We start from the raw sequence: 14960 nt of genomic DNA, 5'->3' as shown, positions 1-14960 counted from the left end.
TCAGCCGTTGCCGAGTTCGCCGGCGGACGGCACCTTGTCCTTGACCTCGGCCCCGGCCTCCTTGCCCGCGCCCTTCACGGAGTTGATGACCCCGTCGAAGTCCTTCACGATCGAGTCCGTCGAGTCGCCCTTGCGGAGCTTGGACGGCAGGTCCTTCAGCTTCTCGATGCTCTCGGACAGCGGCGCCACGGCCTTGGACAGGGTCGGGTCGCCCTTGGCGTTCTTCGTCGCGGCCTTCAGCCTGTTGTACGTGAACGCGCCCGCGAGGCCCGCCTTGACCAGGGCGAACTTGCGGCCGTCCGCGCCCTTCTTGAACTTGCCCGCACGCCACGGCTTCACGATCCACTGGTACGTCGCTCCGGCGGCGAGCCCGGCGTTGGCGACGAAGCGGGTCTTGGCGAACTTCTGCTTCTCGGCGCTGCTGCTGGCCGACGGCGCCGACGCCTCGGCCTCCTTGGCATTGTCGTTGCCGCAGGCCGTAGCGCCGACGAGCAGACTGCAGCACAGCGTGAGCGAGACTCCGGCGTTGCGGACGGGTACGGAGCTGAGCACGGCAGCGGCCTCCAGAGGTGAGCGGTCCTCCGGGCAGCGTCACCCCGGCCCCGGGGCCCCGCCACTCGGGCGGGACCGTACGGGTTCGGGAGGGCGCGCTGTTTCAACGCGCGCATTGCAGGTAAACGGTTGCCATGTCCCCAGTGCGACGCTCAAGTGGAAGCACCGCAGCGAACATCATCATGGTCATCGCGGACGTCATGGCCCTCATCCTCGGGCTGTGGATCCTGATGTACCTCCTGGACGCCAACCGCGCGAACGAGCTCGTCCAGTTCATCCACGACGTGGCCCGTTTCCTCGCCGGCTGGTCCCACGACCTGTTCACCTTCGACGCGGCCTGGGCCAGGGTCGTCGCGGGCTACGGCCTCGCGGCGGTCGTGTACCTGCTCATCGGCCACGCCCTCGCGGGCCGTCTGCGCCGCTACTGACCCACCGTCGCAAACCCCGTCCCACCTGCGCTACGGAGTGCTCCGGCAGCACTCCGGGGCCAGGCCGCCCGGCAGCCGCTCACCGGAGAAGACGGCGCAGGTCGCCTCGTCGCCGCCGAGCGCCGCCACCGCGAGGAGCAGCGAGCCCGCCGTCCAGGTGGTCAGCTCCTCGGGCCAGCGGGCCCGGTCCTCGAAGACGTAGCCCGTCCAGTACAGGCCGCTCTCCGGGTCGCGCAGGTGCTGGATGGACTGGAGGATCTCCAGGGCGCGGTCGGACTCGCCGAGGACCCACAGGGCGAGGGCGAGTTCGGCGCTCTCACCGCCGGTGACCCAGGGGTTGGGCACGACGCAGCGCACACCGAGGTCCGGCACCACGAAGCGGTCCCAGCCCTCCTCGATCCGCGCCTTGGCCTCCGGTCCGGTCAGGGCGCCGCCGAGGACCGGGTAGTACCAGTCCATGGAGTAGCGGTCCTTGTCGAGGAAGCGCTCGGGGTGGCGGCGGATCGCGTGGGCGAGGGCGCCGGTGGCCAGCTCCCAGTCGGGCTGCGGCTCCTCGCGCTGCTCGGCGATGGCGAGGGCGCAGCGCAGCGCCTGGTGGATCGAGGACGAGCCGGTGAGCAGCGCGTCGGTGACGGGCGTGCCGTCCGCCTCCCGCTTCCAGCCGATCTGCCCGCCGGGCTGCTGGAGTGCGAGGACGAACTCGACGGCGGCGAAGACCACGGGCCACATGCGGTCGATGAAGGCGTCGTCGCCGGTGGCGAGGTAGTGGTGCCAGACGCCGACCGCGATGTAGGCGCAGAAGTTGGTCTCCCGGCCGTGGTCGGTGACGTCGTGCGGGTCCCCGTCGGCGTAGGCCGCGTACCAGGAGCCGTCGGTGTTCTGGTGCCGGGCGAGCCACGCGTAGGCGCGCTCGGCCGCCGCGTGCTCGCCGGCCGCGTCGAGCGCCATGGCTGCCTCGATGTGGTCCCAGGGGTCGAGGTGGTGGCCGCGGAACCACGGGATGGCGCCGTCCTCGCGCTGGACGGCGAGGATGCCGCGCACCGTCGCCGTGGCCTGTTCCGCCGTCAGGACGCCGGGCAGGACGAGGTGTTCGGTCCGCTCCGGGCTCGTCACTTGGCGTCCGCCGCGGCGTCGTCAGTGGCGTCGGCCGCGGCCCGCGGCAGGTGCGGCTTGGTCGCGTACGCCACGAAGCTCTTGCCGACGACGGGGTTGAGGAGCTGCTCGGCGACGCGGGTGGCGAGCGGCTTCTTCATGATGTCCCAGACGAGCAGTTTGTGGTAGGCGCGCACGGGCAGCGCCTTGTCGTTGTCGACGCCGAACGCGCACTTCAGCCACCAGTAGGGCGAGTGCAGCGCGTGCGCGTGGTGGGTGCCGTAGGGCTTGAGGCCCGCCTCGCGCATCCTGCCGAGGAGTTCGTCCGCCTTGTAGATGCGGATGTGGCCGCCCTCGACCTCGTGGTAGGCGTCGCTGAGCGCCCAGCAGACCTTCTCGGGGCCGTAGCGCGGGACGGTGACGGCGATGCGGCCGCCGGGCTTCAGCACCCGGACCATCTCGGCGAGGACGCCCTTGTCGTCGGGGATGTGCTCCATGACCTCGGAGATGATCACGACGTCGAACGAGGCGTCGGGGAAGGGCAGGTTGAGCGCGTCGCCCTCCATCGCGGTGGCCGTGGCTCCCACCGGGGCCTCGCCCGCCTCCTTCATCGCGGCGAACCACTTGGCGACCTCGCGGATCTCCTCGGCGTTCTGGTCCAGGGCCACCACCCGGGCCCCGCGCCGGTAGCACTCGAAGGCGTGCCGGCCCGCGCCGCAGCCCAGGTCGAGGACGCGGTCACCCGCGGCGAGCGGGAAGCGGGTGAAGTCGACGGTCAGCATCAGCGATGGCTCCCGGAGTACGTCGCGGTGGCCGCGGGGCGGCCGGGGTTCGTGGCGGCGGAGCGGCTCATGGCCTCGCGGTAGCGCTCCGCCGTGCCCTTGGCTGCCTGCGCCCAGGTGAATTTCCGCAGCACCCGCTCGCGGCCCGCCCGGCCGAGGCGGGCCCGCAGCTCCGCGTCGCCGAGCAGCCGGTTGAGCCCTGCGGCGAGCGCGTCCGCGTCGCCGGGCGGCACCGCGAGGCAGGTCTCGCCGTCGCGGCCCGCGACCTCGGGGATGGCGCCGCCGGTGGTGGCGAGGAGCGGGGCGCCGGTGGCCATCGCCTCCGCCGCGGGGAGGGAGAACCCCTCGTACAGCGAGGGCACGCAGGCGACCTGCGCCGAGCGGACGAGGTCGACGAGTTCGGCGTCGGTGATGCCCTTGACGAACTCGACGCGGTCTTCGAGGCCGTAGCGCTCGATGGCCTGGGCGACGGGGCCGTCCTCGGCGCGCTTCCCCACGACGACGAGGTGGGCGCCGGGGTGCTCGGTGCGCGTCTTGGCGAGCGCCTCGACGAGGTGGACCAGGCCCTTGAGCGGGACGTCGGCGCTGGAGGTCGTCACGATGCGGCCGGGCACCTCGGGCACGGCCGGGTCGGGCGAGAACAGGCGGGTGTCGGCGCCGATGTGGACGACGTCGATGCGGTCCTGGCGGACGCCGAGGTGGTCGATGATCTCCTGCCGCGAGGTGCCGGAGACGGTCAGGACGGAGGGCAGCCGCCGTGCCACGCGCTTCTGCATGCGGGTGAAGGCGTACCAGCGGCGGACGGAGAGGCGGCGCTTGAGGTCGGGCGCGGCGTCCAGTTCGAGCTGCCGGTCGACGGTGATGGGGTGGTGGATCGTGGTGACGAGCGGGGCGCCCAGGTCGCCGAGGAGGCCGTAGCCGAGGGTCTGGTTGTCGTGCACGACGTCGAAGTCGCCACGCCGGGCCCGCAGATGGCGTCTGGCGCGCAGGCTGAAGGTGACGGGCTCGGGGAAGCCGCCGGTCCACATCGTCGCCACTTCGAGGGCGTCGACCCAGTCGCGGTACTCGTCGCGCTTCGGGGTGCGGAAGGGGTCCGGCGAGCGGTAGAGGTCCAGGCTCGGCAGCTCGGTGAGCCTCGGGTTCCCCGGGCCCGCGCCCTCGTCGAGCACGGGGTAGGGCTGGGCGCCGATCACCTCGACGCTGTGGCCGAGCAGCGCCAGCTCGCGCGAGAGGTGGCGCACGTAGACGCCCTGGCCCCCGCAGAACGGGTTCCCCTTGTACGTCAGGAGGGCGATGCGCAGCGGCCGGTCGTCGTCGGCGCCGGAGCCCTTGCGGGGGCCCGCTTCCATGGCCTCAGCGGTCACTCTCGGCCCCCTTCTCCGTGCAGTTGTCCGCGAGATTACGCCGGGACGGTAATCTAGAACAAGTTACAGACTTGATCGTTGGGTGATCGTTGAATGATCGCTGATCGAGCTCCGAATCTACCGGCAGGTAGCCGAGGGTGTAGGGCCCGGATCAGGTGATTCGCGCCACGACCGGCTCCCTGCCATGCTGTGCGATCTCGCGAGGCGTTTTCCGGAGGGGGGCATCCACATGACAGCGGAAGCCGGAGCGGCGGACCCCGCGACGCCGCCCCTGACCGAGCGCCAGGAGGCGCGCCGCCGCCGCATCCTGCACGCGAGCGCGCAGCTGGCCAGCCGGGGCGGCTTCGACGCGGTGCAGATGCGGGAGGTCGCCGAGGCGGCGGGCGTCGCCCTCGGCACGCTGTACCGCTACTTCCCCTCCAAGGTCCATCTGCTGGTCGCCACCATGCAGGACCAGCTCCAGCGCATGCACGGCACGCTCAGGAAGCGCCCGCCGGCCGGGGAGACGCCCGCCGAGCGCGTCGCGGAGACGCTGATGCGGGCCTTCCGCGCGCTCCAGCGCGAGCCGCACCTCGCGGACGCGATGGTGCGGGCCCTCACCTTCGCCGACCGGTCGGTCAGCCCGGAGGTCGACACGGTCTCCCGGCTCACCACGGCGATCATCCTGGACGCGATGGGCCTGCCGGAGCCGCCGAGCGCGCGGCAGCTCTCCGCCGTGCGGGTGATCGAGCACACCTGGCACTCCGCGCTCATCACCTGGCTGTCGGGGCGGGCCTCGATCGCCCAGGTCAAGATCGACATCGAGACGGTCTGCAAGCTCATCGACCTGACGGCCGAGCCCCGGGCGTAGCCGCACCGCCGGGGCCATCGCGGGCGCGTGCCCGTCGTGGCGTCCTCCGTCAGTCCTCCGTCAGTCCTCCGGCGGGAACACGGTCTCGCCGCTGTGGGCGAGCGTGATCGTGATCGCCTCCACGGGGCAGCCCTCCGCCGCGTCGAGGACCTTCCCGTCGGCGTCGCTCTCGGACGCCGTGGGGTGGGACTGCCGGGCGGTGTCGAGGGCGAAGCCGCCGGGCGCGGTGAGGACGCACATGCCGGAGCCGACGCAGAGGGAGCGGTCGACCTCGACGCGCCAGCGGTCGCCCATCAGGCGCCCGCCCCCGGCTCCGCCGCGTCGGCGGGTGGCGCATACGCCGCGGGGAGATGGATCATCTTGTGCTCGAAGTACTCGCCGTACCCCTCGGGTCCGAACTCCCGCCCCAGGCCGGAGTTCTTGTAGCCGCCGAAGGGGCCGAGCATGTCGAGGCTGAAGGTGTTCACGGAGTACGTGCCGGTGCGCACCCGCCGGGCGACGTCGATGCCGCGCTCGACGTCCGCCGTCCAGACGCTGCCGCTGAGCCCGTAGTCGGAGTCGTCGGCGATCCGCACGGCCTCGTCCTCGTCGCCGTACGGCAGCAGGCAGATCACGGGTCCGAAGATTTCCTCGCGGGCGACGCGCATCGTGTTGTCGACGCCGCCGAAGAGGGTCGGTTCGACGTACCAGCCCTGGTCGAGCCCCGCGGGGCGGCCGCCACCCGCGAGGATCTTCGCGCCCTCCTCCTGGCCGATGCGGATGTAGTCGAGGGAGCGCCGCCGCTGGCGCTCGGCGACCAGCGGACCGAGTTCGGTCGCGGGGTCCATGGGGTCGCCGACCTTGAGTCCGGAGGCGGCGGCGGCGAAGGCCTCGGCGAACTCGTCGTAGCGCGTGCGGGGCACCAGGATGCGGGTCTGGGCCACGCAGGCCTGGCCGTTGATCATCCAGGCGAAGGGGGCGATGCCCGCGACGGCGCTCGCCGCGTCGGCGTCGGGCAGCACGATCGCGGCGGACTTGCCGCCGAGTTCGAGGGTGACGCGCGTGAGGTTGCGGGCGGCGACCTCCATGACGCGCTTTCCCGCGGCGACGGAGCCGGTGAAGGACACCTTGTCGACGCCAGGGTGCCCGACGAGGTGCTCGCTGACCTCGCGGTCGGCGCAGATGACCGAGAGCACGCCGGCGGGCAGGCCGGCTTCCGCGGCGATCTCCGCGAGGATGTACGCGTCCAGGGGCGCTTCCGGCGACGTCTTGAGGATCACCGGGCAGCCGGCGAGGAGCGCGGGCGCGAGCTTGGCGGCGGCGGTGAACTGCGGGACGTTCCACGGCACGACGGCCGCGACGACGCCCATGGGCTCGCGGCGGACGAGGAGCTCGCCGAGCGCTCCGTCGCGCCGCTCCTCGTAGGTGAAGCCGCGGGCGACGGTGAGCGCCGCGTCCCAGACCATCATGGCGGCGAGGGCCTGCACCATGACGCTGGAGGTGTACGGGGTGCCGTTCTCGGAGCTGATGACGCGGGCGATCTCCTCGTGCCGCGCCGCGAAGCCGTCCTTGATCCTGGTGACGACCTCGATCCGCTCGTCCACGGTCATGCGCGGCCAAGGGCCTTCGTCGAACGCCTTGCGCGCGGTGGCGACGGCGCGGTCCACGTCGGCGGGGGCCGCGTGCGGGACGCGGGCGAAGACCTGGCCGGTGTGCGGCGAGACGACGTCGATGACGCCCTTGCCGAGCGGGTCGACCAGCTCACCGCCGATGACCAGCTGTCCGTGTTCCACGAGCTCCGTCATGGCTGACTGCCTCCTGCGGGGCGGCTGCGGGGTGGCTGCGCGGCGGCATCTGACTGTCTATCAGAACTGATACCAGTTCTACTTGCAGGAGTCCACGGGGGGGCGCGAGCCCGCCGGAGGGGCTTCAACATCCTTTGCATGCGGTCGACTTGGGCAACCACTGGAACCAGTTCTCGTTATAGTGGCGGTGGCCGCATCGCGGACCGCGAGCGGCACGGAGCGAGCAGAGACGAGGGCGCCCATGACGCGGGAGAGCGGCGCACGACCGGGCGGCCCGCCGGTGACCGGGCACGGCGGCGGCGTCTGGAGCATCAAGGTCCCGATCCCCGACAACCCCCTCGGCTTCACCCTCGTCCACCTCCTGGACACCGACGGCGGCCCCGTCCTGATCGACACCGGCTGGGACGACCCCGCCTCCTGGTCCACCCTCGTCGCGGGGCTCGGCGCCTGCGGCGTCGCCGTCGAGGACGTGACCGGGGTCGTCATCACCCACCACCACCCCGACCACCACGGCCTCTCCGCCCGGGTCCGCGAGGCCTCCGGGGCCTGGATCGCCATGCACGAGGCGGACGCCGCCGTGGTGCGCCGCACCCGCTCCACCCCCGCCGAGCACTGGTACGGCTACATGGCCGCGAAGCTCACCGCCGCCGGCGCCCCCGCCGGGCACGTCGCCCCGCTGCTGCGCGCCGCCGCCGACGGCCGCCCCCGCAAGCTGCCCGGCCTCGACCCCGCGCTGCCCGACCGGTCCATCACCCCCGGCGAACTCCTGGACCTGCCGGGGAGGAGGCTGCGCGCGATCTGGACGCCGGGGCACACCCCCGGCCATGTCTGCCTGCACCTGGAGGAGGACCACCCGGCGGGGCTCCCCGGCAACGGCCGCCTCTTCTCCGGCGACCACCTGCTGCCCGGCATCACCCCGCACATCGGTCTCTACGAGGACCCGGACGACGACACCGTCACCGACCCCCTCTCCGACTACCTGGACTCCCTGGAGCGGGTGGGCCGCCTCGGTCCCGCCGAGGTGCTGCCGGCCCACCAGCGCGCGTTCACCGGCGCCCCGGCCCGCGTCCGCGAACTCCTGGCCCACCACGAGGACCGCCTGACCGGGCTGCTCGCCCTGCTCTCCGAGCCGCTCACCCCCTGGCGGCTCGCCGAGCGCATGGAGTGGAACCGGCCGTGGGCGGACATCCCCGCGGGCTCCCGCAGCATCGCGGTCTCGGAGGCGGAGGCCCATGTGCGGCACCTGGTCAAGCTGGGGCGCGCGGAGGCGGCGGCGGGGAGCGATCCGGTCACCTACGTGGCGGTGTGACCGAAAGGGGCATTGCCCCGGCCGGTAGAGTGGGCGGGTCGTCCTCACGTCCGCGCAGGGGGAAGCCGGTGGAAGCCCGGCGCTGACCCGCAGCCGTATACCAGCGCCCACGGGCCCGTGGTGAGCCGGAATGCCCGGCGCGGAGCGTGACCGGCTCGCTTCACCGGACCCCGGTGAGCGGCACCGTCGAGGTATACGGAGCCGGAGCCGCCCGGAAGCCGTGCCCGCACGGCGCCGTGCCGCCCCGCTCCCCGCAGGGAGAGGCAACCCGCCGCATCATGAACGTTCGCCGCAGCGCAGCGGTCCTGGCCGCCGTGGCCGTGTTCGGCATGGCCGCCGCACCGGCGGCCTTCGCGGCCACGGGGGACCACCGGCTCGGACAGAGCCGGGCGCCCCAGGACGCCTCGCCGTCGCCGTCGCTCCCCTCGGGTCTCTACGGCAAGACCGACCCGAAGTTCGACGGCGTCTTCCGCCAGTCGTACGCCCTGCTCGCCCAACACACCGCGGGCGTCGAGCCCGCCCCCAAGGCCGTCGACTGGCTCACCGGCCAGCAGTGCGCGAGCGGCGGCTTCGCGGCGTACCGCGAGGACGCCGACCAGCCGTGCGACGGCAAGACGCCCGTGGACAGCAACTCCACCGCCGCCGCCGTCCAGGCCCTCGCCGCGCTCGCGAAGCGGGACAAGAGCCTGGCGGCGATGGTCGACAGAAGCGTCGACTGGCTGAAGTCCGTGCAGAACAAGGACGGCGGCTGGGGCTACAACCCCGGCCTGCCCTCGGACGCCAACTCCACCGGCATCGCCGTCGGCGCGCTCGCCGCCGCGGGCCAGAACCCCGCGGGCGTGCGGAAGGGCGGGAAATCCGCCTACGACGCCCTGCCGAAGCTCGCCATGGACTGCGGCAAGGGCGACGGCGCCTTCGGCCTCGCCGACGCCAAGTCCGGCAAGCTCTCGCCGAACGCCGACGCCACCGCTGCCGGCGTGCTCGGCAGCCTCGGCAAAGGCCTCGTCGTGGAGCCCGCGAAGAAGGCCGCGTCCGGCGCCCCCGAGTGCGCGAAGCCGGACTCCGCGTCGCAGGCCGCGAGCAACGGCACCGCCTACCTCCTCAAGACCCTGGGCGAGACCGACGACCACCTGATGTCCTCGATGCCGGGCGCCGACGACAAGCCCGACCAGGGCAACACCGCCGACTCCGTGCTCGCGCTCGCCGCCGCCGGGCAGAAGGAGCAGGCCCGAAAGTCCGCCGAGTGGCTCGCGGAGAACTCCGCGGACTGGGCGGAGCAGTCGGGCCCCGCCGCCTACGCCCAGCTGATCCTCGCCGCGCACGCCGCCGGCCTGGACCCGCGGGACTTCGGCGGCGCCGACCTGGTCAAGCAGCTCAACGCCCAGGGCCCGGCGCCGCAGACCGCGTCCGCGTCGCCGTCCGCGGCCGACGCCGGCGAGGAGAAGGACGACGACGGCGGCGTCAGCATCTGGTGGATCATCGGCGTCGGCATGGTCGCCGGCATCGGCATCGGCTTCCTGTACAGCGGCAACCGCAAGAAGCAGCCGTGACGCGGGTCCGCGCCCGGCGCGGGCGTCTGACGGCAGGGCTGCTCCTCGCCGCCCTGCTGGGCGTCCTCGCCGCCGCACCCGCATCGGCCGCCGGCTACCGCTACTGGTCGTTCTGGGACCGGGACGGCGACGCGTGGACGTACGCGTCCCAGGGCCCCGGCACCGCCCGGCCCGACGACGGCGATGTCCAGGGGTTCCGCTTCGCGGTCTCCGCCGACTCCGCGGACGCCACCCGGCCGCGCGGCCCCGCCCGCTTCCGGGACATCTGCGCGGGCACGCCCGCCGAGGACGGCCGCAAGCGCGTCGCCCTCGTCATCGACTACGGCCGTGCGCAGGACGCCCCCGGCGGCGAGCACCCGCCCGAGCGGCGGACCGCCTGCGCGCGGGTCGCCGAGGACGCCACCAGCGCCGAGGCCCTGGCCTCGGTCGCGAAGCCGCTGCGCTACGACAGCAAGGCGCTGCTCTGCGCCATCGACGGCTACCCGAAGACGGGCTGCGGCGAGCAGGTATCCGGCGACGGCGGGCGGAAGAAGGCCACGGCGGACACCGCCGCCGACACCGAGGCCGGTTCGGACGACGGCGGGCCCTCCGTGGGTCTGATCGCCGGGGTCGCCGCCGTGGCGCTGCTCGGCGGCGCCGCGCTCTGGCAGACCCGGCGTCGCCGCGGCTGACGCGGCACCGAACACGGACGGCACCATGACGCACCACGGCAGCAGCGCGCCCGGCCGCATCGGGCGCCGCCTCGCCCCCGAGGCGCACCGGAGCAACGCGCTGCACCCGGGCGCCTGGTGGGTGTGGGCCCTCGGCCTCGGCGCCGCCGCGTCCCGCACGACCAACCCGCTCCTGATCGGCCTGCTGATCGGCGTCGCGGGGTACGTCGTGGCGGCGCGCCGGACGTCCGCGCCCTGGGCGACGTCGTACGGCGCCTTCGTGAAGCTGGGCCTGGTCGTGATCGGCATCCGCCTGGTCTTCGCGGTGGTGCTCGGTTCGCCGGTCCCCGGCACGCACACCGTCGTGACGCTCCCGGAGGTCCCGCTGCCCGACTGGGCCAGGGGCGTGCGGATCGGCGGCCGGGTGACGGCGGAGGGCCTGCTCTTCGCGCTCTACGACGGGATCAGACTGGCGGGCCTGCTGATCTGCGTCGGCGCCGCCAACGCCCTGGCCAGCCCGTCCCGGCTGCTCAAGTCGCTGCCGGGCGCGCTGTACGAGGCGGGGGTCGCCGTCGTCGTGGCGATGACCTTCGCGCCGAACCTCATCGCCGACGTGCGGCGGCTGCGGGCCGCCCGCCGCCTGCGCGGACGCCCCGACCGGGGGATGCGCGGGCTGCTCCAGGTCGGGCTCCCGGTGCTCGAAGGCGCCCTGGAGCGGTCGGTCGCGCTGGCCGCCGCGATGGACGCGCGGGGGTTCGGGCGCAGCGCCGCCGTCCCCCGCCGGGTGCGCGTGGCGACGGCCGTGCTGACCCTGGGCGGCCTGATGGGCGTGTGCGTCGGCACGTACGGGCTGCTCACCGCGGAGGGCGCCTCCTACGGGCTGCCCGTCCTGGCCTGCGGTCTGCTCGCGGCCCTCGCCGGGCTGCGGCTCGGCGGACGCCGAGCGGTGCGCACCCGTTACCGGCCCGACCGCTGGGGCGTGCGCGCCTGGCTGGTCGCCGGGTCCGGCCTCGCCGTGGCGGGCCTGACGGTGTGGGCGGCCGCCTCCGACGCGGCGGCCCTGAACCCCGGAGTCGTGCCGCTGGTCGCGCCGGCGCTGCCGCTGTGGCCCGCGGCGGCGGCCCTGATCGGTCTGCTGCCGGGCCTCGTGGCCCCGGTCCCCACGGGCGAGCAGGCTCCCGCGCCGCCCCGCGCGAAGCCCCCGGTCCAGCTCCGCAACCCGTCCCCGACCTCTCCCGAGGAGACCTCATGATCCGCTTCGAGGACGTCTCCGTGACGTACGAGGGAGCAGCGGGACCCACGGTGCGGGGCGTCGATCTCGCCGTGCCCGAAGGGGAACTGGTGCTGCTCGTCGGCCCGTCCGGGGTCGGCAAGTCGACACTGCTGGGCACGGTGAGCGGCCTGGTGCCGCACTTCACCGGCGGCACGCTGCGCGGCCGGGTGACCGTGGCGGGCCGCGACACCCGTACCCACAAGCCCCGCGAACTCGCCGACGTCGTCGGCACCGTGGGCCAGGACCCCCTCGCGCACTTCGTGACGGACACGGTCGAGGACGAGCTGGCGTACGGCATGGAGTCGCTCGGTCTGGCCCCCGACGTGATGCGCCGCAGGGTCGAGGAGACCCTGGACCTACTCGGCCTCGCCGGCCTGCGCGACCGGCCCATCGCCACGCTCTCCGGCGGCCAGCGGCAGCGGGTCGCGATCGGCTCGGTCCTCACCCCGCACCCGCGGGTCCTCGTCCTCGACGAGCCGACCTCCGCGCTCGACCCGGCCGCCGCCGAAGAGGTCCTCGCCGTGCTCCAGCGGCTCGTGCACGACCTCGGCACGACGGTCCTGATGGCCGAGCACCGCCTTGAGCGGGTCGTGCAGTACGCGGACCAGGTGCTGCTGCTCGCGGCGTCCGGTGAGCCACCGATGCTCGGCGACCCGGCCGACCTGATGGCCCGCTCGCCGGTGTATCCGCCGGTGGTCGCGCTGGGCCGCCTCGCCGGCTGGTCGCCGCTGCCGCTGACCGTGCGGGACGCGCGACGCCGGGCGGGCGCGCTGCGGGACCGGCTCGCGGACGTGGCGCCGCGCCAGGGGACGACGGCCGTCCGGCGGCCCGAGCGGCCCGAGCGCGGGAGCCGCTGGGCGCGCCGGGACCGCACCGCCAACGGGACGCCCGCCGAGCGGGCGCCGGCGGCCTCCGTGGCGGGCCTCGCCGTCCGGCGCGGGCGGGTCGAGGCGCTGCGCCGCGTCGACCTGACCGTCACACCCGGCGAGACCGTCGCCCTGATGGGCCGCAACGGCGCGGGGAAGTCGACCCTGCTCGCCACCCTGGTCGGCCTGCTCGAACCCACGTCGGGCACGGTCCGCGTCGGCGGCGCCGCGCCCCACCGCACCGCCCCACGCCGGCTGATCAGGCACGTCGGCCTCGTCCCCCAGGAACCGCGTGACCTCCTCTACGCGGACACCGTCGCCGCCGAGTGCACGGCGGCCGACCGGGATGCGGACGCGGCGCCGGGGACCTGCCGCGCCCTGGTGAGCGAGCTGCTGCCCGGCATCGCGGACGACACCCACCCCCGCGACCTCTCCGAGGGGCAGCGCCTCGCGCTGGCCCTGGCGATCGTCCTGACCGCGCGTCCGCCGCTGCTCCTGCTCGACGAGCCGACCCGCGGCCTCGACTACGCGGCCAAGGCCCGCCTCGTCGCGATCCTGCGCTCGCTCGCGGCCGAGGGCCACGCGATCGTCCTCGCCACGCACGACGTGGAACTCGCCGCGGAGATCGCCCACCGCGTGGTGATCCTCGCGGACGGCGAGATCGTCGCGGACGGACCGACCGCCGGGGTCGTGGTCTCCTCCCCCTCCTTCGCGCCGCAGGTGACCAAGATCCTCGCGCCGCGCGAGTGGCTGACGGTGGCGCAGGTGCGCGAGGCGCTGGCCGCGGCGGAGGGAACGCCGTGAGCACTCCCCCCGCGCGGGGCCGGTCCCGCCCGATCCGCCTCGGCCGCCGCTCGGTCGCCGCGCTGGTGCTGGTCAGCGCCGTCGGCGTGGCCGCCTTCGGGTGGCCGCTCCTCGCGGACGGCGGGTCCGGGCTCGCCGAGCACGCGCAGGACGCGCCCTGGCTGTTCGCGGCGCTGCTGCCGCTGCTGCTCGCCGTGGCCGTGGCGACCATCGCGGACGTCGGCCTGGACGCCAAGGCCATCGCGATGCTGGGCGTCCTCGCCGCCGCGGGCGCCGCGCTGCGGCCGCTGGGCGCGGGCACGGCGGGCATCGAGCCGATGTTCTTCCTGATGGTGCTGAGCGGGCGAGTGCTCGGGCCGGGCTTCGGGTTCGTGCTCGGGGCGGTTTCGATGTTCGCGTCGGCGCTGCTCACCGGCGGGGTGGGGCCGTGGATGCCGTTCCAGATGCTGTCGATGGGCTGGGTCTGCATGGGCGCGGGCCTGCTGCCGGGCGCCGACCGCCTGCGGGGCCACGGCGAGCTGTGGATGCTCGCGGCGTACGGGGCGGTGTCGTCGGTCGTCTACGGCACGATGATGAACCTCCAGGGCTGGCCCTATCTCGGCGGCCTCGCCACCGGCGTCTCCTTCGTCCCCGGCGACCCGCTGGCGGACAACCTGGGCCGCTTCCTCGCGTACTGCCTGGCGACGTCGATGGGCTGGGACCTGCCGCGGGCGGTCGTCACGGTCCTGCTGAGCCTGGCCCTCGGCCCCGCGGTGCTCAAGGCGCTGCGGCGGGCCACACGGCGGGCGGCGTTCGAGGCGCCGGTCACCTTCGAGGCTCCCGAGCGGTAACCGCGTCCGCACGGGCCGTCACCTCGGGGTGGCGTATCCGTGAGGCGGCCCACAGGACCTTGGTCCTCTACGAGGCGGGGCCGTAGCCGCGCGGCTTGACGCGGCCACACCCAAACCTGCCCTGACCTGCCGATAGAGACCCAGCTCACACACGGAGGAACGTCCCCGATTCCGGCGTCCACTAGTAAAGGGGGGCATTGCGGCAGGGCCGCGACCCTGTTTCTCTGGACGAGTCGCAAGGCGCCGAGGCCCATCAGGGCTCCTGGTCGCCGTCCCACCCCGCGTGCCTCCCCGCTCTGCTCCGGCACGCACCGCGACCCCCGTCCCCCACCGGAAGGTCCTCAGTGCCCGCCTCGCTCATCCGCCGCATCGCTTCCCCGAAGAAGGCCATCACCGGCGGCCTCGTCGCCGCCGCCGCGTCCGGCATGGTCTTCGCCGCGGCCCCCGCCCAGGCAGCCACCCCGACCGTCATGAAGACCCCGGCCCCGGCCGCCGCTCCCGCCGCCGCGCCGGCGTCCGCGAAGGCGATCGCGAAGCAGAAGATCAAGGACCCCGCGCAGTTCGCGGCCTTCGACAAGATCGTCTCGCACGAGAGCGGCTGGAACCCCAGCGCGACGAACTCCTCCTCGGGCGCGTACGGCCTGGTCCAGGCCCTCCCCGGCTCCAAGATGGCCTCGGCGGGCGCGGACTGGAAGACCAACCCCGAGACGCAGATCGAATGGGGCCTCAAGTACATGAACGACCGCTACGGCAGCCCGACCGGCGCGTGGGCCCACTGGCAGGCGAACGGCTGGTACTGATTCGCTGCCGCTGTGCCGAAGCGGTG

The 14960-nt window shown here is 74.1% G+C and carries 15 protein-coding genes and 1 riboswitch; of the genes, 9 read left to right on the top strand and 6 right to left on the bottom strand.

Going from position 1 to position 14960, the window contains the following annotated elements:
• A complete protein-coding gene (locus DCW30_RS31435) occupies positions 1 to 552 on the bottom strand; it encodes a hypothetical protein (RefSeq protein ID WP_076686591.1) in 552 nt (183 codons plus the stop codon).
• A 134-nt stretch (positions 553 to 686) separates the two neighbouring features.
• Between DCW30_RS31435 and DCW30_RS31430 the strand changes: the two genes are divergently transcribed.
• The gene (locus DCW30_RS31430; RefSeq protein WP_076686590.1) at positions 687 to 980 is read left to right on the top strand and encodes a hypothetical protein; all 294 of its coding nucleotides are present in this window, start codon (positions 687 to 689) and stop codon (positions 978 to 980) included.
• Between the two features lie 30 nt (positions 981 to 1010).
• On the opposite strand, the gene DCW30_RS31425 is transcribed toward DCW30_RS31430, so the two are convergent.
• The 3 genes from DCW30_RS31425 to DCW30_RS31415 are packed head-to-tail and all read right to left on the bottom strand — an operon-like array spanning position 1011 to position 4218.
• The gene (locus tag DCW30_RS31425; protein ID WP_076686589.1) at positions 1011 to 2093 is read right to left on the bottom strand and encodes a prenyltransferase/squalene oxidase repeat-containing protein; all 1083 of its coding nucleotides are present in this window, start codon (positions 2091 to 2093) and stop codon (positions 1011 to 1013) included.
• Positions 2090 to 2854: a class I SAM-dependent methyltransferase gene (locus tag DCW30_RS31420; RefSeq protein WP_076686588.1), complete on the bottom strand. Its 765-nt coding sequence runs from the start codon at positions 2852 to 2854 to the stop codon at positions 2090 to 2092. The genes DCW30_RS31425 and DCW30_RS31420 overlap by 4 nt, the downstream gene beginning before the upstream one ends.
• Positions 2854 to 4218 carry a glycosyltransferase family 4 protein gene (locus DCW30_RS31415; RefSeq protein WP_076686587.1) on the bottom strand — a complete coding sequence of 455 codons (1365 nt, stop codon included), beginning with the start codon at positions 4216 to 4218 and terminating at the stop codon, positions 2854 to 2856. Before DCW30_RS31415 ends, DCW30_RS31420 begins: the two co-directional genes overlap by 1 nt.
• A gap of 229 nt (positions 4219 to 4447) precedes the next feature.
• On the opposite strand from DCW30_RS31415, the gene DCW30_RS31410 reads away from it, so the two are divergent.
• A complete protein-coding gene (locus tag DCW30_RS31410; RefSeq protein ID WP_076686586.1) occupies positions 4448 to 5068 on the top strand; it encodes a TetR family transcriptional regulator in 621 nt (206 codons plus the stop codon).
• Between the two features lie 60 nt (positions 5069 to 5128).
• On the opposite strand, the gene DCW30_RS31405 is transcribed toward DCW30_RS31410, so the two are convergent.
• Positions 5129 to 5362: a ferredoxin gene (locus DCW30_RS31405; RefSeq protein ID WP_076686585.1), complete on the bottom strand. Its 234-nt coding sequence runs from the start codon at positions 5360 to 5362 to the stop codon at positions 5129 to 5131.
• Complete coding sequence (locus DCW30_RS31400) at positions 5362 to 6852, bottom strand: aldehyde dehydrogenase (protein ID WP_062780194.1); 1491 nt, start codon at positions 6850 to 6852, stop codon at positions 5362 to 5364. The genes DCW30_RS31405 and DCW30_RS31400 overlap by 1 nt, the downstream gene beginning before the upstream one ends.
• Positions 6853 to 7093: 241 nt before the next feature.
• On the opposite strand from DCW30_RS31400, the gene DCW30_RS31395 reads away from it, so the two are divergent.
• From DCW30_RS31395 to DCW30_RS31365, 7 genes are all read left to right on the top strand, one after another.
• Positions 7094 to 8161, top strand: a complete 1068-nt coding sequence (locus tag DCW30_RS31395) for an MBL fold metallo-hydrolase (RefSeq protein WP_076686584.1) — start codon at positions 7094 to 7096, stop codon at positions 8159 to 8161.
• A gap of 58 nt (positions 8162 to 8219) precedes the next feature.
• Positions 8220 to 8297: riboswitch (cobalamin riboswitch) on the top strand.
• A 142-nt stretch (positions 8298 to 8439) separates the two neighbouring features.
• Positions 8440 to 9711 (top strand): prenyltransferase/squalene oxidase repeat-containing protein, encoded by a 1272-nt coding sequence (locus tag DCW30_RS31390; protein WP_076686583.1) that lies wholly within the window; start codon positions 8440 to 8442, stop codon positions 9709 to 9711.
• Positions 9708 to 10382: an SCO2322 family protein gene (locus DCW30_RS31385; RefSeq protein ID WP_076686582.1), complete on the top strand. Its 675-nt coding sequence runs from the start codon at positions 9708 to 9710 to the stop codon at positions 10380 to 10382. The genes DCW30_RS31390 and DCW30_RS31385 overlap by 4 nt, the downstream gene beginning before the upstream one ends.
• 25 nt (positions 10383 to 10407) lie before the next feature.
• Positions 10408 to 11613, top strand: coding sequence for an energy-coupling factor transporter transmembrane component T (locus DCW30_RS31380; RefSeq protein WP_076686581.1), 1206 nt, complete (start codon positions 10408 to 10410; stop codon positions 11611 to 11613).
• Positions 11610 to 13304 carry an ABC transporter ATP-binding protein gene (locus DCW30_RS31375; RefSeq protein ID WP_076686580.1) on the top strand — a complete coding sequence of 565 codons (1695 nt, stop codon included), beginning with the start codon at positions 11610 to 11612 and terminating at the stop codon, positions 13302 to 13304. Before DCW30_RS31380 ends, DCW30_RS31375 begins: the two co-directional genes overlap by 4 nt.
• The gene (locus DCW30_RS31370; protein ID WP_076686579.1) at positions 13301 to 14134 is read left to right on the top strand and encodes an ECF transporter S component; all 834 of its coding nucleotides are present in this window, start codon (positions 13301 to 13303) and stop codon (positions 14132 to 14134) included. Before DCW30_RS31375 ends, DCW30_RS31370 begins: the two co-directional genes overlap by 4 nt.
• A gap of 344 nt (positions 14135 to 14478) precedes the next feature.
• On the top strand, positions 14479 to 14934 hold the full coding sequence (locus tag DCW30_RS31365; RefSeq protein WP_076686578.1) for a lytic transglycosylase domain-containing protein: 456 nt from the start codon (positions 14479 to 14481) through the stop codon (positions 14932 to 14934).
• The last annotated feature ends 26 nt before the right edge of the window (positions 14935 to 14960 follow it).

Source organism: Streptomyces alfalfae, assembly GCF_004127445.1.
Lineage (GTDB): Bacteria > Actinomycetota > Actinomycetes > Streptomycetales > Streptomycetaceae > Streptomyces > Streptomyces alfalfae.
The sequence above is the reverse complement of the archived record's forward strand: the minus strand, read 5'-3'. Positions and strand labels throughout refer to the sequence as shown.

What these genes read in the sequence shown, in the direction of transcription:
- DCW30_RS31405 (WP_076686585.1), bottom strand. Translation starts at nt 5,362, where the DNA reads ATGGGCGACCGCTGGCGCGTCGAGGTCGACCGCTCCCTCTGCGTCGGC.
- DCW30_RS31430 (WP_076686590.1), top strand. Translation starts at nt 687, where the DNA reads ATGTCCCCAGTGCGACGCTCAAGTGGAAGCACCGCAGCGAACATCATC.
- DCW30_RS31380 (WP_076686581.1), top strand. Translation starts at nt 10,408, where the DNA reads ATGACGCACCACGGCAGCAGCGCGCCCGGCCGCATCGGGCGCCGCCTC.
- DCW30_RS31400 (WP_062780194.1), bottom strand. Translation starts at nt 6,852, where the DNA reads ATGACGGAGCTCGTGGAACACGGACAGCTGGTCATCGGCGGTGAGCTG.
- DCW30_RS31390 (WP_076686583.1), top strand. Translation starts at nt 8,440, where the DNA reads ATGAACGTTCGCCGCAGCGCAGCGGTCCTGGCCGCCGTGGCCGTGTTC.
- DCW30_RS31410 (WP_076686586.1), top strand. Translation starts at nt 4,448, where the DNA reads ATGACAGCGGAAGCCGGAGCGGCGGACCCCGCGACGCCGCCCCTGACC.
- DCW30_RS31375 (WP_076686580.1), top strand. Translation starts at nt 11,610, where the DNA reads ATGATCCGCTTCGAGGACGTCTCCGTGACGTACGAGGGAGCAGCGGGA.
- DCW30_RS31395 (WP_076686584.1), top strand. Translation starts at nt 7,094, where the DNA reads ATGACGCGGGAGAGCGGCGCACGACCGGGCGGCCCGCCGGTGACCGGG.
- DCW30_RS31420 (WP_076686588.1), bottom strand. Translation starts at nt 2,854, where the DNA reads ATGCTGACCGTCGACTTCACCCGCTTCCCGCTCGCCGCGGGTGACCGC.